We start from the raw sequence: 24061 nt of genomic DNA on the forward strand, positions 1-24061 counted from the left end.
TTCATTATTCGGCAGCCGCTTATATCCACATTGGCCGGATTTTCTTCTATACTGGGATTATTGAGGAAAAATCGGAGGCCTGTTTTATGATTCTGTTATTCATCGTCAGTGCGCTCGTCGCCGGATCGGTTGTTCCGGTACAGACATCGATCAATGCCGGACTGGGGCGCAAGGTCGGGTCGCCGATGATGGCTTCGCTGATTTCTTTTCTGACCGGTACCCTGACCCTGATGTTTCTGGCACTGATCGTCGACCACCGGCTCGGCTTTCCGCCTTCAGCACTCCATACGCTGCCCTGGTGGATCTGGTTCGGCGGCGGCACGCTCGGCGTTGTCTATCTGACCAGTAATCTGCTGCTGCTGCCGAAACTCGGCGCCGCCCTGACCGTTGTTTCCACCCTCTGCGGCCAGATGATCATGGCCATCTGTATCGACCAGTTCGGCTGGTTCAATGTCGCGGTTCAGCCGTTCAGCCTGCCGCGTTTTATCGGCGTTGTCTGTCTGCTCGGCGGTGTCCTGCTGATGCAGAAATTTTAACTGGAGGCTGCAACTCGATGAAAAAAAGTTTCTTGCTTACATCCCTATTTATATTGTGGGGCATTGCGGCCGGCATGGTTTCTCCGGTACAGACGGCGGTCAATGCGCAAGTGCGGACCGCCGTGAATTCTCCGCTGATCGCTTCACTGATCTCTTTTCTGACCGGCACCGTGCTGCTCGTGCTTGCAACCCTCATCGCCGATCACCGGCTTAATTTCGGATTGCGCCTGATTCCCCATTCCCGCTGGTGGATCTGGATCGGCGGTCCGCTCGGCGTCATCTTCGTTACCGCCAATATTCTGCTGCTCCCGGAACTCGGCGCCGCCCTGACCGTCGTCTCGATCGTCTGCGGTCAGATGGCCGCCGCACTGGCTGTCGACCACTTCGGCTGGTTCGGTGTCCCGCGCCACCCGGTTAACTGGCAGCGGATCGCCGGCATGGCACTGATGGTCGCCGGTATTGTGCTGATTCAGCAGTTCTGAACCTAAGGACAGAGAGGATGCCTCACCGCCGGAGAACCGGCTTCTGAGACATCCTCTCTTTTCAGTCTGCAGGCAGCTGGGCTTTCAATTCGGGATTCGCCCGTTCCCACTGACCGGGATCGGCCGCCGCGAGAAACTCGCGGAGTATCTGCCGGGACCGGTCATCCAGCGCATCGAGCACCACTTGCCCTTTCAGCGCCTTCTCCATTTTGGCGACGTGGTCGGCAAGAATCTTATAGCCGCGCCGGAGCTCACGATTGATGATCATCTCCGAAGCCGCCGCACCGTCATAGCGCGGCCCTTCTTCCGTCACCGCCGTGTTGACCCAGACGATCCAGTATTTTTTTCCACCGCCCTGAAGATCGGCTTTGTCTTTGGAAAAGCGGATGCGCCGTTCCACCGAACTGCGCGCATGCATCGCACCCGGATCCACCTCCGCGGTACCCGCTTCCGTGTCGATGATCACCGGCGACATATTGTCGAGGTTCACGAGACCGGCGCCGAAACCGCCATGGCCCTTGGTTGCGTCGCCGCGGATAATGTTGAAGCCCGACTTTTTCGGGTCCTGATGAAAGATGTCCAGAATCGCTCATCCCTTCCAAATAGTGATTTCACTCACAGTATCGCTTTTCTTATTTTATCACAGGCGGCGGCCGGCATGCGCTGATTTCGACCGGCCCGCCGCATACGGCGCTTTCGTTGCCAAACGATCCGGTAACTATTATCCTTATGGTAGCAAGCTTTCATTTGGAGGATTTCTGAAAGATGATTCTGGTCAGATGTATTAAAAATGTTTACGGAGACACAGGCGATGCGGCACGCGATCTGCTTGAGGCGCGTCTGCTGTTTCGGGCGGATCATCTGTATATGGCCGATCAGGACGGCGACGGGCATCTGCTGACGCAGGATGAAGAAGGCCAGCCGCATGTCATCGCCGACGGCCGGGATATGCTGTCGGGCGATTCGTGGTTTCACGAACATTTTACCGTCGCATGACGGGGAACGGACAACAGGAGGCAGCGTAATGGCAGGGATAAACTATGATCTGGTGAAAAAAGTCGGCACGATCTCTCAGTCTTCGCGTGGCTGGGAGAAGCAGTTGAACATCATCAGCTGGAATGGACGGGCACCGAAGTATGACCTCAGAGACTGGTCGCCCGACGGTGAGAAGATGGGAAAAGGTATCACGCTGACCCGCGAAGAACTGCAGTCGCTCAAGCGGCTGCTCGAACATATGGAAGAATTAAACGATTGAACGGTATGCTGCGGCCATTGCGACATCGGTGTCAAAGATGCCGCTTGTTTTTTGCAGAAACGATCACTTTCAAGGAGGCAGAGGGAGAATGCCTGAGGAGAACGGTCACTTTTTTCCGGTAACAACAAGAGGGCTTTTCGGTCTGGAACGCGAAAATCTGAGGATCGATGCCGACGGTTCACTGGCTCTGACGCCGCATCCGGCTGCACTCGGGGACAAACTGACGGATCCGGAGATTACCACCGACTTCTCCGAAAGCCAGGTCGAGCTGAAAACACCGGCTGTTCCTTCGATTGCGCAGGCGCTGGCGGAGGAGGACCGGGTAACGGCGCGGATCATCGACGGCATTGGTGACGAGCTGCTCTGGCCGCTGAGTCTGCCGCCGGACGGACTGCCGCCGGAAAAAGCGATTCCGATTGCCGATTTCGGGCCGGCCGGCCGCGAAAAGACCGACTATCGGATCTACCTGTCCAAAAAATACGGCCGGCGCAAACAGCTGCTGTGCGGCAGCCATTTTAATTTCTCCTTTCTGAAGGAATCAGCGGACGGTCTGCTCGATTCACCGGAAGCGCGCAGCCGGTTTTATCTGAAACTGGCTGCGGGCGTGCTGCGTGACCGCTTCTTTCTGGTAAACCTTCTGGCAGCCAGTCCGGAAAAACGCGGTACGGTGTCCTACCGCTCCGTCCGGCTCGGTGCAGAAGGCTACCACAATCCGGAACCGCTGTACCCGGATTACAGCAGTCCGGAAGCCTATATCGCATCGATCCGCTCGCTGGTCCGGCAGAAGAAAATTGAGGGTGCGCGTGAACTGTACCAGCTCGTCCGGATCAAAGGCGCCGGTTTCGAGGATCTGGCGTCCCCGGCCGATGCGGACCGGATCGAGCTGCGCATTCCCGACCTCAATCCGTTCTTCCACACGGGGATCAACCCTGAGGATCTTTATCTGATGCATCTGTTCCTTCTCTATGAAACCCGGGCGGACGACGCGCCATTCGATGCCGCGGCACAGAAAAAAGCCGATGCCCTGTCCGATGAAGCCGCTCTGATGGAGCCGGGTTCGGATTTTACAGCGGAAATGGTGTACCTGTTCGACCGGCTGAATGCCTTCGCGCTCCGGCATCGTCTGCCGCAGGATTATCTTCAGTCACTGGACGCAGCGCACAGCCGCTGGATGCATCCCGAGCAGCGCTATGCGGAAAAGATGATCGCCGCCGCGTCCGGAAAAGAAAAGAACGCCCCCGGCCTGTTGCAGGCAAAACAATTCAAGGCGTTTTACCTGAAAACATCCGGAGGCTGCAAAACCTGTTCCGTGAACAAATAAGTTCTATTCTGTTGTTTCCCGCTGAATAAATCCGCTTCCCGGCCTGAGGGAAGCGGATTTATTCAGGAAAATTGAAGTGTCTGTGCCTGTCTCTCCAGCACGGTTATGTAATGTCGCGCCCGACTGATGTCCTGCTGACTGTAAGGCGTGTCCAGTGCCCGCACTTTGTCGTCCGAAGTTGAAGCGGGAATTTGGTCAAAATAAAGCAGCGTGGAAACCAGTTCCAGAAAAGAAGCTGTTTCCCTCGACAAGGCGTCGACCAGTCCGTCTTTTTCCGGGATAATGCCGGAGTAGTGGCTGATAAAGCTTTCGCCGGCTTCCGACAGCCTGTAGCGGTAACACCTTTCCGTGCTCCGTTCGTCGCGGCTTTCGATCAGAAAGCCGAAATTACACAGTTCCTCAAGCTGCAGTGACAGTTCGTCTGAATACGGTCCGTAGAAATTGAAATGGAACATTTCGCGAAACGGAAAACCCATCCTCTGCAAAATATAAACCATCTTCTGCAGCTTTTTCCGTCCGGCAACAACCCCAACCTGTTTGATGATTGCCGCTATTTTCGCATGATCTTCCAGCATTCGAATAAATTCCTCCTGTATCAGCAGCCTTTTCCCTGATCCTGATTGACTCATTTTTTCACCGTAGATGCGGTTCATCCATTGATGTGCAGCAGCGCGCAGATCTTCTTTTTTTCCGGCAGACTGTCGGACAGGTTCAGTACCCGGTCTTTCGGATAATAGAGCTTATGATCCGTCCGCCTCTTTCCGGTGATCGCCCGGACAACATCGGACTCCCGGGACAGCTCGTGCAGACTGCCGTCCGGCATCTGCAACTGGATCGGCAGACGTTCTTCTTCCTCACCCGGACGGTAGAAATCATACGGGCAGTCGGAGGAAGAGTCCACTTCCAGATAATAGTCCGGGTCGATGCCGGCGCTCCGAAACAACTCGGTCAGCTCTGCATCCGCATTGAGCTGGTCTCTGGAAAGCTGAACGTATTTGAACAGACGGCGGTTGATGAACCGGCAGCACAGGTCGCGGAGAATGGCATCGTCTTCATCCTGCCAGACCTGAAAACAGTACATGAACACAGATTCATCCAGACGCAGATAGTCAGCCAGCGGGATCTCTCCCTCAAGCAGACGGATCAGTACGTCCGGCATCTGTTTAAACCGGAAACCCGACCGGTACAGACGGCTCGCCCGGTGGAGGATCTGGGTAAGGATCACTTCCGCGCTGCGGGTGACCGGATGAAAATATACCTGCCAGTACATCTGGTAACGGCTCATGATGTAATCCTCAACGGCATGCATGCCGCTGAATTTGAACACAATCTGATCGCCATGCGGCCGCATGACCCGCCAGATCCGTTCCATATCGAAGTGGCCGTAGCTGACGCCGGTGAAGTATGCATCGCGCAGCAGATAATCCATCCGGTCGGCATCGATCTGACTGGAGATCAGACTGACCACCAGCCGGTTCTCATACGTCTTCCCGATGATGTCCGCCACTTTTTTCGGAAAATCGGCAGACACCCGGCTTAACAGCCGATGAATTTCCGTGTCGCCGAGAATGATCTCCTGGGTGAACTGCTCATGATTCGTGCCGAACACCTTCTCAAACGAATGAGAAAACGGCCCGTGTCCGACATCGTGCAGCAGTGCGGCGCACAGAGCCGGCATCGTTTCGCTGTCGTCCCAGTCCCCCCTGTTGCGGAAAATGCCGATCACCCGACGGGCAATTTCGTAAACGCCGAGCGAATGGCCGAACCGGCTGTGTTCGGCGCCGTGAAAGGTCAGATAAGTCGTGCCCAGCTGGCGGATCCGGCGCAGCCGCTGAAACTCCGGCGTCCCGATCAGATCCCAGATCAGCCGGTCGCGGACGTGGATATAGCGATGCACCGGATCTTTGAAAACTTTTTCTTCATTGAGCTGTTCAAACTGAACCATTCCGCAGCACCCGCATCTTTCCGGACCGGACGAGGGCAGCAGCCCGGACCGATCCTGACTCATTATAACTTTTTTTGCAGAACGTTAAAAGCTGTCTGCGACCGGAAAATCCTTGCAAATGTCTGCTCCGAAAAGCATCACAGGTCGTCGATAATTCTGTTTCTGTTTTTGAAATAGACCGGGATCAGGTCTGTATCCCGTGCCAGGTCGACGCCGCGCTGAAACTTTGTGCCGATCGTGTTCGGAGTATGGTTGTCGCCGCCGATCGTCACATAGGATCCGCCGAGTTCCCGGTACCGGTGCAGGATGCCGGTCAGCCCGTCGCAGAATTCTTTCCGGTCAAGCAGACGAAGGTTGATCTCGAGACAGATGTCGTGATGGATCAGCGCGGAAAGGAAATTGTCGATCAGAATCGGAAACTCCTCATAGCGGAGCACATTATCACCGTAATCCAGGTAGCGGCACGGATAGTCGATGTGGGCAAAAGCGTCAATGTACGGATTGCGGTTCACCACATTCTCAGCATAAATCAGGTAATGATTGAAAAAATCGGTTTTCATCATGAAATTCTTATCCTGATCGGTACAGATGTCGTAGTTCTGGATGTTGTGAACCGAACCGATCACATAGTCAAACGGGTATTCATCCGCAATTTTTCGATTCTGTATATTGAATGCCGGCCGGTTATCCAGGCCGAGTTCAATGCCGAGCAGCAAGTGCCGGCCACGGTAGCGCCTGTATTTTTCAAAGTAACGGCCGATCGGAAAATCGACCGGGGAACCGTCATCCTGCTTCTCATTCAAATCGAAGTGTTCCGTCAGAATCAGGTTCAGCCGGCTGTCTTCCGCCGCCTTCAGAGCTTCCTCAATCCTCATTTCCGAATCGAAGGAGAAGTCCGTGTGATTATGGGTGTCAAACGGCATAAAATTACCTCCCGGCGCTTTTTTGTTCATTGTACCATTTTATTGTCTGCCGCCTGACGCCCTTTTTTGAAAAAAATCCCCGGAAACTGCCGGCGCCTTGCACCTCGCACGATCAACTGTAAAAGGTAAAAAAGGCCCGGCCTAAGCCGAACCTTCTTTTAATGTGCCGGAAATCCGATGAACGGTCATCCGGCCGCATGTTCTGTTTTTTTGTACGTTCTGACCAGTTCTTCTCCGGCGTGCATTTTCCCCGTCTGCGGAAGCACCGCTTCAAAGTCTTTCGAATTTGTGACCAGCAGCATGGTCGTCGTGTCGTACCCGGCTTCTTTGATCTTATCCCGGTCGAATTCAGCAATGACGTCGCCTTTATGGACTTTCGTCCCCTTTTCAACCTTGGGCGTGAAATATTTGCCGCCGAGCTGGACCGTGTTGATGCCGATATGAATCAGGAGCTCTGTGCCGTGATCCGACGTGATCCCGTAGGCGTGTCCGGTCGGGAAAGCCACCTTGACTTCGCCGTCAACCGGAGAGATGACTTTGCCGTCGGCCGGTTCAATGCCGACCCCTTTGCCCATCGCTTCCGAACTGAAAACCGGATCATTGACGTTCTTCAGCGGTACGGCCGTGCCGTTGAGGGGACTTGCAACCGTATCGGTCAGGGTCAGTCCGGACAGATCCGGCGCGGCTTCTTCAGGTGCTGCTGCCGGAGCCGCTTCTTCATCGGCCGTGCCGCCGAGTTTATCATTCAATGCCGCCGTTTTCTTCTCCGTCAGGCTTTTCTTTCCGGAGGTGACTTTAGCGAACAGTTTCTCCGAGTTGCTCTCGTTGAAGCCCAGCAGCACAACCAGCAGGAATGCGGCAATCCAGGCGGCCAGACCGCCGATCACCGCCATGACAAGGCTGGAATTCTTACCGATAAAGAGCGGTAATTCAAAGACGTTCATGATCGGCGTGTACTGGAAGCATTTGACGCCGGCCACGCCGACAATGGCACCGCCGACCGCACCGCCGATCAGGCCGAAGATAAAGCCCTTCTTATATTTCAGGTTAATACCGTAGATAGCCGGTTCGGTGATGCCGAAAAATCCACTGATTGCCGCGGAGATGGCAATGTCCCGGTTCTTCGCTTTTTTCGCCCGGATAATGGCCGCAGTGACGGCACCGAACTGTCCGGCCACCGCACAGAACATGACCGCCAGCAGGGTGTCGTAGCCATAGGTCTGGATATTGATCATCGAAATCGGAAGAATGCCCCAGTGCAGGCCGAAGATCACGAAGATCTGGAACGTGCCGCCGAGGATCGCTCCGGCAATCAGCGGACTCAATTCATACAGAAATTTATAGCCATAGGCCAGCCCGGTGCCGAGTGACGTGCCGAGCGGTCCGATGATGAAAAAGGTCAGCAGTCCGGCAACGATCAAGGTTAGAAACGGGACAAACACCAGCTGCATGACGGACGGCAGATGTTTCTTGAACCATTTTTCAATGTAGCTCTCCAGCCAGATCGCAAGGATGGTCGGGATCACTGCGCCTCCATATGTCTTAAAGTCGACACTGTAGGCGCCGAGATGTGCGACATCCGGAATCAGTTTATCCGTCAGCGGATAGATCATCGCCGCAGCCAGCGCAACGGCAATAAACCGGTTGGTGTCGAACTTGTCCGCAGCAGTGATCGCAATGAAGATCGGCAGCAGGGTGAATACACCGCTTGCCAGTGCGTTAATGCTGATATAGATGGGCGAGGAAAGAGGCAGCCAGTGCAGCGTTGCAATCAGGATCGCCAGGCCTTTCAGAACACCCGCACCGGCGAGCACCGAAATAAACGGGGTGAAAATGCCTGAAATGACTGCAACAAATTTTTCAAACCAGTTTTCCTTCTTTGCCTCTTCCTCGACAGGATCCGTTCCGTTTGCATTCAGCCCGGAACTTGTATCGCTGTCGACGGCGCTGAAATGGAACTGGTTCATAATCGCCTCATAAACCGGAACGACTTCATCACCGATGACCACCTGATACTGCCCGCCGGCACTGACGGCGGTGAGTACTTTCGGGAGGGCTTCCAATGCTTCCTTATTTGCCCTGGTATGGTCCTTGAGCCTGAAACGAAGCCGTGTTGCACAATGAATCAATGAATTGACGTTTTCTTCACCGCCGACGCCGGCAACAATCTCTTTTGCCAGCTGCGTGTAGTCCTTCTTGGCCATTATTTTAAATCCCCCTGAACCGTTTACAAAATATTGTTCATAAAAAATTAAATAATATGAAATATTGTTTCATCAAAATCCATAAAAATCCACGTTCAAAGTCAAACACGCTCTGAACGAAGCACTGATCGGCAGGTAACAACATCATTTTAATTATGAAAGCGCATAAACCGTGTAAAAATATTCTAGGCTAAACTCTGTCTGTTTGTCAAATTAATTTTCACCCTGATCAACTGATGAAACTGGTGATGGCCCATAAGCCGATCGACACAAAACCCAATTGCCGATAGATTTTACCGGCTTCCGGATTGTCGTAAAAAAGGCAGGGCTGCTTGTGTTCTGACTTGAGGACATGGATCATTTTTCTCAGACAGGCCGTTGCAAAGCCATGATGCTCATAGGCCTTCTTCGTACAGACGCCGACGATCATCGCCGCGCTGGCCGTCTCCGCCGTGGTCGACACTGCACTGACCGGCGCATCATCTTTTTCAATATAGTAGGTTCTGGAAAAACCATTTTCCATATTCTTCTGGAGCGTTTCCGCTGTCTCCATGGATCCGGTAAACTCCGGAATCTCCGACCAGAGCCGGATCACCGCATCCGATTCTTCAGGAAACAGCATTCTGACCTCGCGCATCCTGGCATCACCGTCCAGCGGCAGAACGTTCTCACGCCTTGCGTAGTAGCAGAGCTTGCGCTGCTTCTCCGGACGGGTGATGAATGGTGTCAGTTTATCTGTCAACTCTTTCAAACCGGAAATCATTTTCAGACGGCCGGTCTGTTCAATCTGCCGGGCCCACGCTTCCCCGTCGAACTGCTTCGGATCTCTGGCATAAGGAATGAAATTCCCGGCGAACCGGAGGAGCATCGACCGAAGATGATCGTCCTGATCAAAATCGCCCCACAAGGAAACCGTGCGGCTGCCGAATCCGAACTGTTCAATATCTCCGATGATGAATACATTCTCTGAAGGCCGGTCGCCGACGAACGCCAGTACAGTTTCCCTGTCTTTTTCTTCAAGTTTGCGAATCACAAATATTCCCTCCTGTTCTGCCATACTGCTTTCTTCTTAACTTTTCAAGATTCAGTATATCTTTCCGGGAAAAATGCTTCAAAAGAAACATCGCTGTGTCAATAGATTGTCACCTTATCCGCGTAAAAAAGCAAACCGCCGTATCACTGACAACGGACAGGTCCTGTTATAATTAACGATAAGGAAAGGATGCGATCCAGCATGTCTCTGCTCAGCCAGCCGGTCTGGCGAATGATCGACCAGTCTGCACTCGGCAGTTCGTTCGACGGCCGCCAGTCGTTTGCGCTCGATGATGCGCTGTGCGAGTCGGTCGGTTCCGGTCAGTCGCCCGCTGCGGCCCGTCTCTGGGTGCACGACCGGACGATCATGCTTGGCACTCAGGATACCCGTCTCCCCTTTTTCCATGATGCACTTGGCGTGCTGAAACAGGCCGGGTTCCGGTATCTGGTCCGGAATTCGGGCGGACTGGCCGTTGTGCTGGACAGCGGCGTACTGAACCTGTCGCTGATCTTTTCCGAGAGGGACGGTTTGCTGTCGATCGATGAACCGTTTCAGGCCATGGCCGAGTTCATCTCCCATGTACTGACGGTCTACGGCGTTTCCTGCGTGCCCGGCGAAGTTTCCGGATCCTACTGTCCCGGGCGCTACGATCTCAGCATCGGCGGGCGGAAATTTGCCGGAATTTCGCAGCGCCGTGTCCGGAAAGGCGTCGCCGTCCAGATTTATTTGTGCGTGGACGGAAGCGGACCAAAACGGGCGGAACTGATCCGCGCCTTTTACAAAAAAGGCCTGCGCGGTCAGCCGACACGCTTTCACTACCCGCACATTGAACCCGAAGTGATGGGCTCCCTTGAGGAACTCTGTCACAGAAAAATATCGGTATCCGGGCTGACCGAGACCATCATCCGGTCGTTAAGTACGTTCGGACAGCTTGCCAGCACGCCGCTTTCCGAGCAGGAAACCCGGCTGTTCGGCAGCTACTATGAGCGGATGATCCGGCGGAACGAAAAAGTATTCGAACACGAGCAAATGTAAAACAGGCCGGAGACGACTTTTGCGTCCCGGCCTGTTTTCCGCCGCTCTGCTTTTTAATCTGCTGCGCCATTTAATAAGCAGGACGGACGGCGGCTGTTCCGGCGTCGATGCGCCGGCGAATGCCCGCCAGTATTTTTTTCATTTGTCCGGCATGGCTGCCTTCAACGACGACCAGGCATTCTTCATCATGGGATAGATTGTCGATCAGAATGGAGAGCAGCTCCGGCAGCTGATGAATCTGATCCACTTTTCTTTTTCCATAAATATACATTGTCTGCTTCAATTTTTCACAATAGAGATAGAAGCGGATCATCTGCCGGACATGGAATGCCGCTGCATAGATTTTAAACGAAAAGATGTTTTTCATGATTGTCCGCCTCGGAAGATTCATTCGATTTCCGACAATTGCTTCTTCGGATATCTTTAACTTACCTGTTCATTATGAACTTTCCCTGAATACAATCTCCCAGTTTGGTGAAATTTAAGCATCTGTGAGAAGAATTACAAAACACAGGCAGACCGTCCTGCTCACGCTTTGATATCACGGCGAGTGTAAAACAGCCAGCCGGCAAGTGCGATCACGACATAGTAAACAGCCAGTACGACCAGCGAGAAACCGAGCGTCATGTCGCTGCGCAGCGGCGTACCCGAAGCGTACTGCGTCAGATCAAGATTGGCAAACAGTACGTACTTGACCCAACTGTATCCGCTCAGCAGGGTGACGATGATCGATGAACCCATCATCATGAAAATCGACAGCCCGATCGCCAGGCCCCCGTTACGGAACGCGGCGGCAATCAGCCCGGCCACGGTAACCATCATGAACAGGGAAACGCCGTTCAGCAGATAATCCTTCCAGACCGCCAGCGTCCAGCTGGTCTGATGCACGACACCGCTTGTATAACTGAGATGGGCCTCCGCGGCACCGTCGAAACCAAAAAACAGGCCGCCGATGAGCCAGGAAAACAGAAACAGGAGAACGAGACAAAGCACAGCAAATAAGAGTGATGAAAGATATTTGGCCAGCAGGATTTCCGTCCGGTAAACCGGCCGGATCAGCAGCAGTTTAATCGTGCCGGTGTCAAACTCGCTGGCGATTGAACCGGCCACGACGATGATCGTGAAGATGCTGATCAGCAGCACAGTATTGCCGGCCGCGCCGGATACAAAGCCCCACAGCGTTTCACCGCCTGACGGTTTCAGGTTATGGTCGATCCGGTACTGATTCAGCGCAATCGTTTTTTTAATCTGGTTGATCGCCTGACGGTTGCCGCCCACCTGGGTCTGCTGCTTTTCAAGCACTTGATTCTGCTGCACCAGTTCCTGCTTCCAGTGCGTGTTCTCTTTTGGTGCCGGCTGACTGGTTTTGACGATCAGCCCTGCTGCAAGAATCAGCCCCAGCAGCAGAATCAGCATTACTTTGGCCGACTGTCGGCGGTAAATTTTCATGTTTTCATTCTGGATCAAGCGAAAAAATTCAGTCATGCTGCTTTCCTCCCGTCACTTCGAGGAACCGGTCTTCGAGCGACTGTGTGACCGATTCCACACCGTAAATTCTGGTCCCGCCGTTGACCAGCGTGTCAACCACGACCGGAATTTTTTCATAGGCAATGGCCAGTTCAAAGGCATCGGTCAGCACAGTTAGCGGATTCAGTGCGAGTTTATCCTTGACCGTCTGAGCCGCTTTCGCTCCGTCGTTGACCGTGAAGCGAACCTTTCCGCCGCCTTCTTCCATGAACTGGCTGACCGTTTCCACACCGAGCAGTTTCCCTTTCTGGATAATCCCGATCCGGTCGCACATCAGCTGCATCTCCGACAGCAGATGACTGGACACGATGACGGCAACGCCTTCACGGCGCGACAGGTCGTGCAGATAGTTGCGCAGATCATGGATGCCCTGCGGATCAAGGCCGTTGGTCGGCTCATCAAGAATCAATACGGAAGGATGGTGCAGCAGCGCCTGCGCGAGTCCGAGCCGCTGCCGCATACCGAGTGAATACTTTTTTACTTTTTCATTGATCCGTTCTTCGAGGTCTACCAGCTTCACGACTTCCCCAATCCGTTCTTTACTGATCCCGGGAATCATCCGCGCGTAGTGTACCAGATTCTGATAGCCGGTCAGAAATTTGTACATCTCCGGATTTTCGACGATCGCACCGACCTGCCGCATCGCCTGCCTGAAATCACCCTTGACGCTGTGCCCCTGAATGAAAATATTGCCGCGGGTCATCCGCATCAGGCCGACGATCATCCGGATGGTCGTCGTTTTGCCGGCTCCGTTCGGTCCGAGAAAACCGAATACTTCGCCGCCGTATATTTTAAAACTAAGGTCGTCAATCACCGTTTTCCGGCCGAACTTTTTCGTCACGTGTTCAAGTACCACCGCCGGCTTCTTCGGTTCATTCGCCATAGTGCTTCACCATCCAGTCTGTCAGGCTGAGGTTTTCCCGGCTGCGAAGATCGTCCACATTCTCCTGAGCCAGGATTCCCCCGTTTTTGATTAAAATGACCTGGTCGAGCAGCGGTTCGATTTCCTGAAGTTCGTGCGTTGTCAGAATCACCGTCTGTTTTCCGAGATCGATAAAGGAAATCAGGCTTTTCACAATCGACCGGCGAACGATCGGATCCAGGCCCGACAGCGGTTCGTCCATCAGCACAAACGGCACGTTCCGCGACAGGGTCACGACGATCTTCAGGCGGCCGCGGTTGCCTTTCGACAGATGCTTCACTTTCTGGGTCCCGTTGAGTTTCATGAAATCGAGCATATTCTTTGCCTTTTTCCGGTCAAAATCACGGAACGTCTGCGCGTAAAAATCGACCATCTGGTTCACCGTGAAAAAAGAATAGTAACTGTCGAGTTCGGACAGATAGGCCACTTTGTCGCAGATCCTCCTGGTGGCGATCCTGCCGTCGACGAGCACCGTGCCTGCCGTCGGCTGAATCAGGCCGGCGATCAGTTTCAGCGTGGTCGACTTGCCGCTGCCGTTCGAACCGATCAGACCGATGATGTGCCCGGGTTCAATCTGAAGGCTGACCGCATTCAGCGCTTTTTTCGTCAGATAACGTTTTGATACATTTTCCAGCTGGATCACAGTTGTTCCCCCTTCGTTTTGAAAAATTGCCGGATGCCTTCCAGCATCTCTGCCTCAGAGCAGCCCATCGCACTCATCTCCTGGACGAAGGCGGAAATATGCCGTGATCTCAGCCCGCTGCGCATCCGCTGCAGGATTTCCCTGTCCTCAGTAACAAATGTGCCCTGGCCGCGCCTCTTCTCAACAATGCCCGTCTCTTCCAGCGCGCGATAGGCATGCTGAACCGTATTCGGATTAACCCCTGAGTCAATGGCAAAGTCACGGACCGAGGGCAGCCGGTCGCCCGGCCGGATCTCGCCGCGGACCATCTTGTTTTTAATGCGTTCGCACAACTGCAGATAGATCGGGGATGAGGCATTGAATGGATCACCCATCAGGTTCAGCCTCCTTCCACCGTTTCCGGATCTTCATTCAGGACACCTCCAGCTTGCGGTCCATCAGCCAGGAGGAGAAAGTAAACAGAATCACCATGATGATCAGATCGAAGACGAAATTCCCGATGTAAAACGATCCGATCTGCAGGTTCGGAGCATTTCCGGTCAGAATCCAGTAGCGGGTAAAGGAATCCGGCAGTCTGCCCCAGTTGGTCAGAAAGTCAAAGACACCCCATTGGCTCAGCCTGGTCGTCACATAAATAAATGCGGCGATGCCGCCCAGCAGAATCAGCCAGGCCCACTTCCCCACGCGGGAGCGGAAAAAGCGGAGGACCAGCCATAAGAAGATCAGCACAATCCCGCTGTAGATGCTGACCCAGTAAAGCGATCCGACAAGCAGCACAGCCGCACGGGCGACATGGACGTAACGATCCAGATGCGCGGTGCTGTTTAACAGCGAGAACCCGATCAGCGCGTAGGATCCGGCAACGACCAGAGACACCGTCAGATAGATCAGCCCGCTCAGGATTTTGGCCGAGAGCATCGACCAGCCGGGAAGCGGGTTATGGAGCCACAGATGGAACGTCTTGCGCTCCGAGATCATGTTCACCAGCAGATAACTGATTAAATAGAGAAAGTGGGCGCCGATCAGCATCATGCCGATCACGAAAATGGCAACATGCTGCGGTGCAGATTCAAAGCGGAACTGAATGAAAATGCCAAGCGCCATCAGTGCCAGTTCAAACCCGAGAAAGATGAAAAAGGCCAGGCTCCCGAGCCGCAGTTCTTTTTTAAGTAATGCCGTCCAAGCGGTCATCATCATACCTCCATTATTTTTGTATTACTGTATGAGTATTATAGTACACTAGGTGTAAAAAGATGTCAACAGACAGAAAGCTTTTTCCAGGAACGTCTGTCTGCTGACCACCTCGGTTCATGTCTTTGATGTTCACATTCTGCTGATGCCGAGGGCGGCCTGGATGAGATCGCCAAGCAGCAGAATCATCATCGGTATCGAAGTAAAGAAATACAACCATAGCCTTTTTCCGGGCAGGACAGCACGCAGTTCATGCCACGTCACAGCGAGCTGCGCGCGCTGCCGGATCCAGATGACCGCGACGGCCGTGATCAGTGCCGCGAACATCGCTGCATAGAGCAGAACGGACAGCAGATTGTCGGGCATCCTCGAGAGCAGTTCGGTCGTCAGGTTGTTCGCCATATGCAGGATAATGGTCAGCCAGACGGAGTATTTCATCGCTAGATAGCCGAGGACCAGGCCGATGCCGATACCGAGCGGAATCTGGACAATATTGCCGTGCATCAGGCCGAACAGCAGTGCCGAACCGATGATGGCAAACGGCTTGCCGAATTTCAGGAGGCTGTGCAGGACGACGCCGCGATAGAGAAACTCTTCAAACAGCGGTGCGATGAATCCGACATACAGAAACATCGAGAGCGTCTGGGCGCTGCCGAGCACATCCTCCGAAGGTGCGGCGGTCAGACCGATCCGGTTCAGCAGCCACTCCGCCGGAACGTACAGCGGTGTCAGCAGCATGTTCACCCCGAGCACGCAGGCGAACCCTATAAGGACAACCTTAAGCGTTATTTTTTCTCCGGTTGCCTTTAGATCCTCTGTGAAAAACCGTTTCCGGCGGTAGATCAGGACCGGCAGGAACCCGAGCAGTACCGCCAGAATCATCGGGATCCCGCTCTGCTCCGACAAATCGGTGATCTGCGTCTCAAAGGCATGTTCGCTCAGACCGGGATGCGTGATCAGCAAACCAACGGCGGAAACGATCATCGCGATGAAAACAACGGCCACCATCACGGCCATCTGAAAAATCAGAGCCAGACCAAGGCCCCGTATGTGCTTTTTAAAAGCCCTCCGCTGCCTGCGGCGTGCATCCGTCATTGTGATCTCCTCCCGGCTGTTTGCTTTCCTACTTAGCATGTTCCCCGCATCCGGAGCAGCTGTCAATCTTTTTTTTGCGCGTTCCAGCTGTTCTTCGGGCCGGCCGTTTTCACTGACCGCCCGCTGTATGCTATAATGTAGCGAAGAAAATCCAAACACGGAGTTGTTGTCGATTCATGCTAGACTATCAGCAGAAACTGGCGATCATCGAATCCTTTCCTGAACTTGAGAAAAAAGAAGTGTCGCTCGGACGCGTTAACTTTCAATATCCCGGCAGTGCCTCAGAGAAGAAAAATGTCGTGTATCATCTCCATCCGAACGGTAATGGTTATGTCTATGCCAGGGGCATCGACGGCTATTCGGCAGATAAAAAAGGTCTGGTCAATATCCGTGATTTCAGCGAAGACGCACTGAAATCGATTATTGCCAAATCGATCCACACCCTGTCTCCGGAGGGCGTCTATGAAGCCCGGACCGCGGACGGTGTCGATCACCAGATCTGGACGAACCGCGACCGTCAGACCCTTGAGATCATTTATGAAAACGAGCTCTGGAATGTTTATGCCGGCGAACTCCTTGACGGCACATTTACAACTTATAAAGAAGCCACAGAGTATCTGATTGAAGAAGGATTCCATCCGAAAGACTGATTTTCCCGGTCCTGAAGGCGCGTTCCGACACGAGTCTGCCGGAACGCGTTTTTCATTCCCTCATCCGGAAAATGACTGTTGACAGCCTGTTATGTGTCCCTTATGATAATCATATAGTTGATAATGATTATCAGTACCATTTATATAGGAGGGACAGTTCATGTCTGTCAACCGATTCATCACCGGACCGGTCACACTTTTCATCATTTTATTTCTGCTGGTTCTGCCCCTGATCAGTCCGGCGGCAGATACCGCCAGAGCTGCCGGCACGGAGACGCAGGAAAAAGCCGGCCACGGAAATCTTCAGGCTTACATCGACCGGATTGATCAAGCCAGACAGTCGATGCAGGCCGGAAAATGGAACGAGGCTGCCGTTCAGGTAAAACAGCTGCAGCGGGACTGGATTTCGGTCGAAGGCGACGTCGTCAGCCAGTCGCACAGTGTTTATGAGCAATCGGAAAAGGATCTCGGGCTGATGGGCGGCTATGCCGCTAAAGCGGATACCCGGGAAAAAGCCATTTCGGTTGCGGAACGGATGAGCGACAGTCTGAAGCCGCTTGCCGCATCCGGGTACAGCATCTGGGACGCAGCCCTGATTCCGATCCGCGAAGGTCTCGAAGCCGTACTCGTCATCGGCGCGCTGCTGACATTTGCGAAAAGGGCGCAGTCACGCCGGGCGAAAGCATGGATCTGGAGCGGCACCGGCGCGGCCTTTGCCGTCTGTCTTGCCATCGGCGCCGCCGTGTCGCTGCTCCTGTCTGCCGCGGCATTCGGCCATAATAATATGCTGATCAACGGCTGGTCAGGCGTCTTCGCCAGTCTGATGCTTCTGTATGTCGGCTATTGGTTGCACCGGAACGCCGATATTAAACGCTGGAATCAGTTCATCCGGTCAAAGACGGAAAAAGCAGTCAGTCAGCAGCGGATGATCGTTTTCGCAATGCTGGCCTTCGTTGCCGTCCTGCGCGAAGGTCTGGAAACCGTCATCTTCCTGTTCGGGCTGGCCGGACATATGCCGGCATCGCGGCTGGTACTCGGCATTGCCGTCGGTTTCGGCATCCTGACCGTGCTTGGCTTTGTGCTGCTGAAAGCCAGCTCGCTGATCCCGCTCAAACCGCTCTTTCTGATTTCAAGCCTTGTTGTCTTCTATCTCTGCTTTAAATTTCTCGGATCCGGCATTCACAGCCTGCAAATGGCCGGTACGCTGCCGTCAGGTCTGTCGGAAGCACTGCCGACGGTGGGCGGTCTGAGCATTTTCCCGTCCTGGTACAGTACGATTCCACAGGCACTGCTGCTGCTGGCCTTCATCCTGATTTTTATTCGCGGAACCAGGCTGGGTTTCCACCGCCGGGCAATTAAATAACTCATGCATTTCCTGACCCCCATCCTGCATTGCGGAGAGGGGGATTTTTTTATTGATACAGCCGTTACAATGTACGGCCCAACTTGTATAATGAGAGACAAACATGAAGATGAGAGGTGGATGCGAATGAGAAGCGATCTGTTTGAAAATGATCAGCCGGCCCGCCCGTTCTGAGGCGGGGATTCCGGACAGCAAGCCGCTTCTTGACCTTGCTGCATGTCCCTTTCTCGGGAAAAGCTTTGATTTCCTATAAAGAGAGGGCTGAATGTTCATGAATAAATCCATTTTCGGGGCCATTTATTTGTCTGTCGCCGCTGGCATCTGGGGCGGCATGTATGTGGTCAGCAAATATGTCCTGCAATTTGTTTCTCCGCTTGCGCTGGTCTGGATCCGCTATCTGCTCGGCGCGGGCGTCCTGTTTCTTATTCTGCTGTTTCAATGGCTGCGCACCGGACGGCGGCAGCACCTGTCGTGCCGCAGTTGGCTGATGCTGCTGTGGATCGGGTTCATCGGCTATTTTGTTTCGATCGTCTGCCAGTTCATCGGCACCAAATGGTCGGATGCCCACACCGGGTCGATCATCACCTCGGCGACCCCGGCCTTTGTCGTGATCTTCGCGCGGCTTGTGCTGAAAGAAAAGATCACCTGGCGGCGGCTTGTCGCCCTGCTGACCGCCACAGCCGGTGTCGTGATCACGATCGGTATTCCCAACCGGATCGGTCAGTACTTCCTCGGCTGCCTGATTCTGGTCGCCGCAGCCGTCACCTGGGCCCTGCTGTCCGTCTTTGTCCGGATGGCTTCGGCACAGTTGCCGTCACTGACGATTACCGCTTATGCGATGCTGTTCGCCCTGCTGTTCACCACACCGTTTATGGTCCGCGACTGGAATGCCGGAAGCGTTCATCTGAACAGCGCCCCGGTCATCATCGGCATTCTCTATCTGGGTATCGTTTCGACAGCAGGCGCCTTCTTTTTGTGGAATAAAGGTTTATCGCTGATCGATGCGAGTGTCGGCTCACTGTTTCTGTTCTTTCAGCCGCTCGTCGGCACCTTTCTCGGCTGGCTGCCGCTCGGTGAGAAACTGTCGCCTGGCTTCGTGTTCGGCGGCGCGCTGATTCTGGCCGGCGTTGCCCTGGCGAGCACGGAAAAGACTGCGTAACCGATGCTAACCCAAAGGAGCGGCCCTTCTGTGCAGAGGGCCGCTCCTTTATTTACCGAGTTTGCTGACTTCTATCGGTTTTGTCAAAAACTAGTGTTTGTCAATTACCTCTGTTGTTTGAAGCGGAAGGTGCGAGACTCGTGCGGGAATAGCGAGCCAAGTGAGACCCCCGCAGTGAGCAGAGCGAGCGGGGAGGCTCACGGATCGCCCGCGGAAAGCGAGCGCCTGAAGCGGAAAACAACAGCTCTGTTTCACAAAACCTTTCTGTTAGGCGTGCTGATGGCTGTTCACCGCAAGCGCCTGCTTTGCTGTGATCAGGGCGACTTTATAGACGTCGTCCGCGTTGCAGCCGCGCGACAGATCGTTGACCGGTTTATTCAGTCCCTGGAGAATCGGCCCGAGGGCAATGAAATGTCCGAGCCGCTGCACCATTTTGTAGCCAATGTTGCCGGCATCAAGATTCGGGAAAACAAAAACATTGGCTCTGCCCTTAAGCGGTGAATCCGGTGCTTTTCTCGCCGCAACTTCGGGAACGAAGGCGGCATCGAATTGCAGCTCGCCGTCGACCGGAAGATCCGGTGCCTTCTGCCTGACCAGCTGCGTTGCCTCAGTGACTTTATCAATCGTCGGATCTTTGGCTGATCCCCTGGTCGAAAAACTGAGCATGGCAATTCGCGGATCGATGCCGAACAGTTTCGCCGTTTCCGCCGACTCAATGGCAATCTCAGACAATGTTTCACTGTCGGGCGTAATATTGATACCGCAATCCGCAAAGACGTATTCCTCATCCCCGCGAACCATGATAAACGATCCGGAAATCCGATGTTTTCCCGGCTGCGACTTAATAATCTGAAGTGCCGGACGGACGGTGGATGCCGTGGAATGTGCGGCGCCGCTGACCAGGCCGTCCGCATCCCCGGTATAGACAAGCATCGTTCCGTAATAGCCGGGGTCCCGAAGCCATTTTCCGGCTGTCGGTTCGTCCGTTTTTCCTTTGCGCCGGTCAACCAGTTCACGGACCAGATAATCCATGCTTTTTTCTGTATCCGGATGTCTGAATAAAATTTTTCCTTCTTCAGCAAGTTTCTGCAACGCTGCATCCGCTTCTTCAGCCTTTCCAATCAGAAGCGGTCGGATAACGCCGTTGGCCGCCATTCGTTTCACGGCCTCGACCACCCGTTCGTCCCCGCTTTCCGGGAAAACGATCGTCAGCCGGTGCTGCTTCATTTCGGATTCAAGTTTCCCAAACAAATCTGCCATGATGCGGTTCGCCTCCATAATTAGCGTCTGTCGCTGTTACTATTCAGTATAAACTAATTACACCGGTCAATCAGCAGGAATACCAAAATCGGGCCTGCAATTCGTGTATCCGTTTACAATTCATTCACCGCTTTGCCACAGAATGATGCCGACCGGGACGACGGTGATCCTCCCGCCTGTCCGATTTTGCCGATCATGCATCATCGCAGCATGAATTTCATCCGCCTGCATATTAATAGTTGTGCCGCGACTGCTGTTCCGCGTTCGGACGGCGTCAAGCCGTCATGAACCTTTGTTGATAAAGGGGGTCTGTATTCTCTTATGCCTGCGATTCAGTCTTCATCCAGTGATCTGGCACTGCTCGCCCGCCTGATACGGGCTGAAGCCGAGGGAGACGGGCAGCTCGGTATGCTGATGGTCGGCAATGTCGGCGTGAACCGGGTGCTGGGAAATTGTCTTGACTTTAAGGGCATCCGCAGTATCCCGCAGATGGTCTTTCAAAGTCCGGGCGGCTTTGAGGCCACGCAAAAAGGGTATTTCTATCAGGCTGCCCGGTCTCAGGATAAGCGTCTGGCTCGCCGGGTGATCAATGGTGAACGTTTTCACCCGGCATCCAACGCCCTCTGGTTCTTTCAGCCGCCCGGCAATTGTCCGGCCCAATGGTACGATCAGTGGAACACCGGACGTTTTAAAGCCCACTGCTTCTTTTCACCCGCCCAGTCTGTGTGCCCGAATGTGTATTGAGCCGGAAACAGTTCCATCACTATGAGAAGGAGTGTGGTTCCCATGAGTACGCAATTTCCACCGGAGGGATGGCCGTACGGCGCCGCGTTCAACGCCGGCGACGGACAGCCCGACTTTTCCAGACAGCAGGTGCCGCCGGCCGGGACCGGATCTTTCCCGTTTCAGGGACAGATCGCCCAGCCGACCCAGCCGCCGCAGGCCGTGCCCTTTCCCTTTCCGTCCTTTTCAGCTCCGGCGCCGCCGTCTGCACCACCGCCGGGACCGGCTCAGCCGCCGGCCGCACCGGTCTTTGTCGAGCAATCCTACATTGAAAATATTCTGCGGCTGAACCTTGGCAAAACGGCATCGGTATACTGTACGTTTGAAGGAAACACCGAGTGGAATGCGAAGGTCTTCACCGGAACAGTGGAAGCGGCCGGCCGGGACCATGTGATTATCAAAGATGCATCCTCCGAAACCCGTTTCCTGATTCCAATGGTTTTCGTTAATTATGTGACATTCGAAGGAACGATGAACTACAGCTACCCGTTCGCTCCGGCACAGCCGGGCGGAAGACCCTGATCTTCAGATAAGCAGGACCGGCAGCGGTTCTGCTTTTCTTATGCCTTAATCGCCGCGATGGCGACCAGTGCCCAGGCGGCCAGGAAAGCCACTCCGCCGAACGGGGTGATGATTCCGAGCAGACGGATCCCGCTGATGCTGAGCGCATAGAGACTGCCGGAAAAAAGAACGATGCCTAGAATCATCAGTCCGCCCGCCCAGCTCAATAGACTCGCGGATCCGTGGAGAACGGTGAGCGCCAGCAGCCCGAACAGAATCAGGCCAAGACTATGATACATCTGATACTGAACCCCGGTTTCATAGACCGACAAAGCCTGCGCGCTCAGGTGACTTTTTAAGATGTGCGCGCCAAAAGCACCGAATGCCACGGACAGGAATGCAAGTAAAGCACCTGTTACAATAAACCCTTTCATATCGCTGATCCCCCCTGGATTTTTCCGTTTCTTTCATCCATTCTAGCATATCTGCCGATCCGCACGTGCCAGGGAGGAGGGGCGTTTTTCCAGAATCAGTCAATTTTTTTCTGCCATACGCGTGAGACCATGATACAATTTGGTCAGTATGATCGTGCAGCCATGATTCTTACTGAAAGCTGCGCGCGTCCGACCTTTGACGGAGGAATACCCATCTCATGATCCCTGTATGGCAACTCGTACCCCTGGCCGGCGTGATGCTTTTTATGATCTTGCTGGCCGGTCTGATTTTCCATTATCACTACCGCCGCGTGCTGCGAAAAGATGAGGCAACAATCAACGGACTGAAATCAGATTATGCCCGGGTCCGGGCACTGACGCTCCGGCTGAAAGAGCGGCGCAAATTCCGGCGAGTCCGTCTCAATCACGAAAAATGTCGGATCCGCATCGTTGATTTCAAGGAATCTTCACTGAGCCCTCTGAATAACGAAACACTGGACGGCGAGATGCTCGACCTCAGTGTCGGCGGAATGAAATTTGCCAGTAAGCTCGATTTCCCGATTCGTCACGGCGTCGACGTCACTGTGACCTTCACAGCAAAAGCGATGCACTTTCAGCTGAGCGGACGGGTCCTGCGAAAAGAAGAAAAGACCGGCGACACCCACGTCCGTTACGGCGTTCAGTTTACCGAACTGACAGCGGCGCAGGAAACACTGATTCAGTCGCTGATCAATCAGACGGATCTTGATGAAAAGAAGGGAAATCATCCGAAACGGACATCCCGCTGAGCCGCGTGAACAGGCCACAAAAAAAGAGAAAGCTGCCGCAACATGATCCGCTGCGACAGCCGCAATTCCTCTTTCAGTCTTTCTGATATTTTTTATAAATTGCCTGAGTGCCGCTGTTCTCTTCTCCGGCCGCAGCCAGGTCGTCATAGATTTTCTTGGACAATGCAAGTCCCGGTGTCTCAAGGCCCATCGCCTTGGCCGACTCGAGGGCGATCCGCTCGTCTTTGATCAGATGCTTGATATAAAATCCCGGTTCGAAATCGCCCTTCAGCATCCGCGGACCGAGATTCGACAGCGACCAGCTGCCGGCCGCACCAGTCGCAATGCTTTCCATCACTTTATCGGTGTCGAGACCGGCATGCTTCGCATAGGCAAGTGCTTCAGCGACACCGATCATATTCGAGGCAATCGCAATCTGGTTGGCCATTTTGGTGTGCTGGCCGGATCCTGCTTTGCCCTGATAGACAATCTTCTGACCCATGGCCTGGAACACCGGTTTTAATGCATCGGCGTCTTCTTTTTTCCCGCCGATCATGATCGACAGGGTGCCGTTCTTTGCCCCGAGATCACCGCCGGAGACCGGTGCGTCCAGGGCATGCAGTCCTTTTTCTTCTGCTGCCGCACTGATTTTTTCCGCCAGCTGCGGTGAAGATGTGGTCATATCGACCAGATACGTGCCTTTTCCCGCGTGATCAAGAATCCCATTGTCAAAATAGACGGATTCGACGTCTTTCGGATAGCCGACAATAGTAATCACCACGTCGGCGCCCTCGGCCACTGCGGCCGGGCTGTCCTTCCATACCGCCCCTTCGGCTACCAGTTCATCCGCCTTGCTCTTTGTCCGGTTGAAGACCTGAAGCGTGTACCCTGCCTTCATCAGGTTACGGATCATCCCTTTTCCCATCACACCTGTTCCGACAAAACCGATCACTTTTTCTCCCATGGCTGTCACTCGCTTTCGAACTGTTCGGTATTTACTCCGTCCCCAACATAGCACGAACAGCGGGTGAA

The 24061-nt window shown here is 54.0% G+C and carries 28 protein-coding genes; 12 read left to right on the plus strand and 16 right to left on the minus strand.

Translation table 11 applies throughout. The features are described from left to right. The first annotated feature begins 86 nt into the window (after positions 1-86). Positions 87-536 (plus strand): DMT family transporter, encoded by a 450-nt coding sequence (locus tag D889_RS0108005; protein WP_010630648.1) that lies wholly within the window; start codon positions 87-89, stop codon positions 534-536. 17 nt (positions 537-553) lie between these two features. Beyond that, positions 554-1018: a DMT family transporter gene (locus tag D889_RS0108010; protein ID WP_010630649.1), complete on the plus strand. Its 465-nt coding sequence runs from the start codon at positions 554-556 to the stop codon at positions 1016-1018. Positions 1019-1079: 61 nt separating this feature from the next. On the opposite strand, the gene D889_RS14905 is transcribed toward D889_RS0108010, so the two are convergent. Further along, positions 1080-1604, minus strand: a complete 525-nt coding sequence (locus D889_RS14905) for a YwhD family protein (protein ID WP_428834901.1) — start codon at positions 1602-1604, stop codon at positions 1080-1082. 179 nt (positions 1605-1783) lie between these two features. Here D889_RS14905 and D889_RS0108020 point away from each other — a divergent pair, with 179 nt between their 5' ends. The 3 genes from D889_RS0108020 to D889_RS0108030 all read left to right on the plus strand — a co-directional run bounded on the left by D889_RS0108020 (position 1784) and on the right by D889_RS0108030 (position 3594). Further along, complete coding sequence (locus D889_RS0108020; protein ID WP_010630652.1) at positions 1784-2014, plus strand: hypothetical protein; 231 nt, start codon at positions 1784-1786, stop codon at positions 2012-2014. Positions 2015-2042: 28 nt separating this feature from the next. Beyond that, positions 2043-2273: a YdbC family protein gene (locus tag D889_RS0108025; protein ID WP_010630653.1), complete on the plus strand. Its 231-nt coding sequence runs from the start codon at positions 2043-2045 to the stop codon at positions 2271-2273. A gap of 88 nt (positions 2274-2361) precedes the next feature. Beyond that, positions 2362-3594: a glutathione synthase gene (locus tag D889_RS0108030; RefSeq protein ID WP_010630654.1), complete on the plus strand. Its 1233-nt coding sequence runs from the start codon at positions 2362-2364 to the stop codon at positions 3592-3594. A 62-nt stretch (positions 3595-3656) separates the two neighbouring features. Here the strand turns inward: D889_RS0108030 and D889_RS0108035 are convergent, their stop codons facing one another. The 5 genes from D889_RS0108035 to D889_RS0108055 all read right to left on the minus strand — a co-directional run bounded on the left by D889_RS0108035 (position 3657) and on the right by D889_RS0108055 (position 9699). After that, a complete protein-coding gene (locus D889_RS0108035; protein WP_010630655.1) occupies positions 3657-4169 on the minus strand; it encodes a YwgA family protein in 513 nt (170 codons plus the stop codon). A 74-nt stretch (positions 4170-4243) separates the two neighbouring features. Continuing rightward, positions 4244-5539, minus strand: coding sequence for an HD domain-containing protein (locus D889_RS0108040; protein ID WP_018962261.1), 1296 nt, complete (start codon positions 5537-5539; stop codon positions 4244-4246). 137 nt (positions 5540-5676) lie between these two features. Beyond that, positions 5677-6462 carry a PHP domain-containing protein gene (locus tag D889_RS0108045; RefSeq protein WP_010630657.1) on the minus strand — a complete coding sequence of 262 codons (786 nt, stop codon included), beginning with the start codon at positions 6460-6462 and terminating at the stop codon, positions 5677-5679. A 185-nt stretch (positions 6463-6647) separates the two neighbouring features. Then, on the minus strand, positions 6648-8666 hold the full coding sequence (locus D889_RS0108050; RefSeq protein ID WP_010630658.1) for a beta-glucoside-specific PTS transporter subunit IIABC: 2019 nt from the start codon (positions 8664-8666) through the stop codon (positions 6648-6650). A 229-nt stretch (positions 8667-8895) separates the two neighbouring features. After that, positions 8896-9699: a GNAT family N-acetyltransferase gene (locus tag D889_RS0108055; RefSeq protein ID WP_238537527.1), complete on the minus strand. Its 804-nt coding sequence runs from the start codon at positions 9697-9699 to the stop codon at positions 8896-8898. Between the two features lie 201 nt (positions 9700-9900). On the opposite strand from D889_RS0108055, the gene D889_RS0108060 reads away from it, so the two are divergent. Continuing rightward, a complete protein-coding gene (locus D889_RS0108060) occupies positions 9901-10734 on the plus strand; it encodes a lipoate--protein ligase family protein (protein ID WP_010630660.1) in 834 nt (277 codons plus the stop codon). Positions 10735-10804: 70 nt separating this feature from the next. Here D889_RS0108060 and D889_RS0108065 read toward each other — a convergent pair whose 3' ends face one another. From D889_RS0108065 to D889_RS0108100, 7 genes are all read right to left on the minus strand, one after another. Then, the gene (locus tag D889_RS0108065) at positions 10805-11101 is read right to left on the minus strand and encodes a hypothetical protein (protein WP_010630661.1); all 297 of its coding nucleotides are present in this window, start codon (positions 11099-11101) and stop codon (positions 10805-10807) included. A 161-nt stretch (positions 11102-11262) separates the two neighbouring features. Then, entirely contained in the window at positions 11263-12219 is a 957-nt protein-coding gene (locus D889_RS0108075; protein ID WP_010630662.1) for an ABC transporter permease, read from the minus strand. Further along, positions 12212-13144, minus strand: coding sequence for an ABC transporter ATP-binding protein (locus D889_RS0108080; RefSeq protein ID WP_010630663.1), 933 nt, complete (start codon positions 13142-13144; stop codon positions 12212-12214). Before D889_RS0108080 ends, D889_RS0108075 begins: the two co-directional genes overlap by 8 nt. Beyond that, positions 13134-13826 (minus strand): ABC transporter ATP-binding protein, encoded by a 693-nt coding sequence (locus D889_RS0108085; protein WP_010630664.1) that lies wholly within the window; start codon positions 13824-13826, stop codon positions 13134-13136. The genes D889_RS0108080 and D889_RS0108085 overlap by 11 nt, the downstream gene beginning before the upstream one ends. Next, on the minus strand, positions 13823-14200 hold the full coding sequence (locus D889_RS0108090) for a GntR family transcriptional regulator (protein WP_010630665.1): 378 nt from the start codon (positions 14198-14200) through the stop codon (positions 13823-13825). Before D889_RS0108090 ends, D889_RS0108085 begins: the two co-directional genes overlap by 4 nt. Before the next feature lie 37 nt (positions 14201-14237). After that, a complete protein-coding gene (locus D889_RS0108095) occupies positions 14238-15017 on the minus strand; it encodes a hypothetical protein (RefSeq protein WP_018962263.1) in 780 nt (259 codons plus the stop codon). A 132-nt stretch (positions 15018-15149) separates the two neighbouring features. Beyond that, positions 15150-16112, minus strand: coding sequence for a CPBP family intramembrane glutamic endopeptidase (locus D889_RS0108100; protein WP_010630667.1), 963 nt, complete (start codon positions 16110-16112; stop codon positions 15150-15152). A gap of 176 nt (positions 16113-16288) precedes the next feature. Here D889_RS0108100 and D889_RS0108105 point away from each other — a divergent pair, with 176 nt between their 5' ends. The 3 genes from D889_RS0108105 to D889_RS0108115 all read left to right on the plus strand — a co-directional run bounded on the left by D889_RS0108105 (position 16289) and on the right by D889_RS0108115 (position 19284). Next, positions 16289-16762 carry a hypothetical protein gene (locus D889_RS0108105; protein ID WP_010630668.1) on the plus strand — a complete coding sequence of 158 codons (474 nt, stop codon included), beginning with the start codon at positions 16289-16291 and terminating at the stop codon, positions 16760-16762. A gap of 160 nt (positions 16763-16922) precedes the next feature. After that, positions 16923-18125, plus strand: coding sequence for an FTR1 family protein (locus D889_RS0108110; RefSeq protein ID WP_010630669.1), 1203 nt, complete (start codon positions 16923-16925; stop codon positions 18123-18125). Positions 18126-18396: 271 nt separating this feature from the next. Then, positions 18397-19284, plus strand: coding sequence for a DMT family transporter (locus D889_RS0108115; protein ID WP_010630670.1), 888 nt, complete (start codon positions 18397-18399; stop codon positions 19282-19284). A 267-nt stretch (positions 19285-19551) separates the two neighbouring features. Here D889_RS0108115 and pta read toward each other — a convergent pair whose 3' ends face one another. After that, positions 19552-20544, minus strand: a complete 993-nt coding sequence (pta, locus tag D889_RS0108120; RefSeq protein ID WP_010630671.1) for a phosphate acetyltransferase — start codon at positions 20542-20544, stop codon at positions 19552-19554. A 321-nt stretch (positions 20545-20865) separates the two neighbouring features. On the opposite strand from pta, the gene D889_RS0108130 reads away from it, so the two are divergent. Then, positions 20866-21288 carry a cell wall hydrolase gene (locus D889_RS0108130; protein WP_010630672.1) on the plus strand — a complete coding sequence of 141 codons (423 nt, stop codon included), beginning with the start codon at positions 20866-20868 and terminating at the stop codon, positions 21286-21288. Positions 21289-21330: 42 nt separating this feature from the next. Continuing rightward, the gene (gene gerQ / locus D889_RS0108135; RefSeq protein WP_010630673.1) at positions 21331-21849 is read left to right on the plus strand and encodes a spore coat protein GerQ; all 519 of its coding nucleotides are present in this window, start codon (positions 21331-21333) and stop codon (positions 21847-21849) included. A gap of 38 nt (positions 21850-21887) precedes the next feature. Here the strand turns inward: gerQ and D889_RS0108140 are convergent, their stop codons facing one another. Further along, the gene (locus D889_RS0108140) at positions 21888-22262 is read right to left on the minus strand and encodes a DUF423 domain-containing protein (protein ID WP_010630674.1); all 375 of its coding nucleotides are present in this window, start codon (positions 22260-22262) and stop codon (positions 21888-21890) included. Positions 22263-22480: 218 nt separating this feature from the next. On the opposite strand from D889_RS0108140, the gene D889_RS0108145 reads away from it, so the two are divergent. Beyond that, complete coding sequence (locus tag D889_RS0108145) at positions 22481-23050, plus strand: PilZ domain-containing protein (RefSeq protein WP_010630675.1); 570 nt, start codon at positions 22481-22483, stop codon at positions 23048-23050. Between the two features lie 73 nt (positions 23051-23123). On the opposite strand, the gene D889_RS0108150 is transcribed toward D889_RS0108145, so the two are convergent. Next, on the minus strand, positions 23124-24002 hold the full coding sequence (locus D889_RS0108150) for an NAD(P)-dependent oxidoreductase (protein WP_141629367.1): 879 nt from the start codon (positions 24000-24002) through the stop codon (positions 23124-23126). Between the last annotated feature and the right edge of the window lie 59 nt (positions 24003-24061).

It is taken from the genome of Sporolactobacillus vineae DSM 21990 = SL153 (genome assembly GCF_000377985.1).
Taxonomy (GTDB): Bacteria; Bacillota; Bacilli; order Bacillales; family Sporolactobacillaceae; genus Sporolactobacillus; species Sporolactobacillus vineae.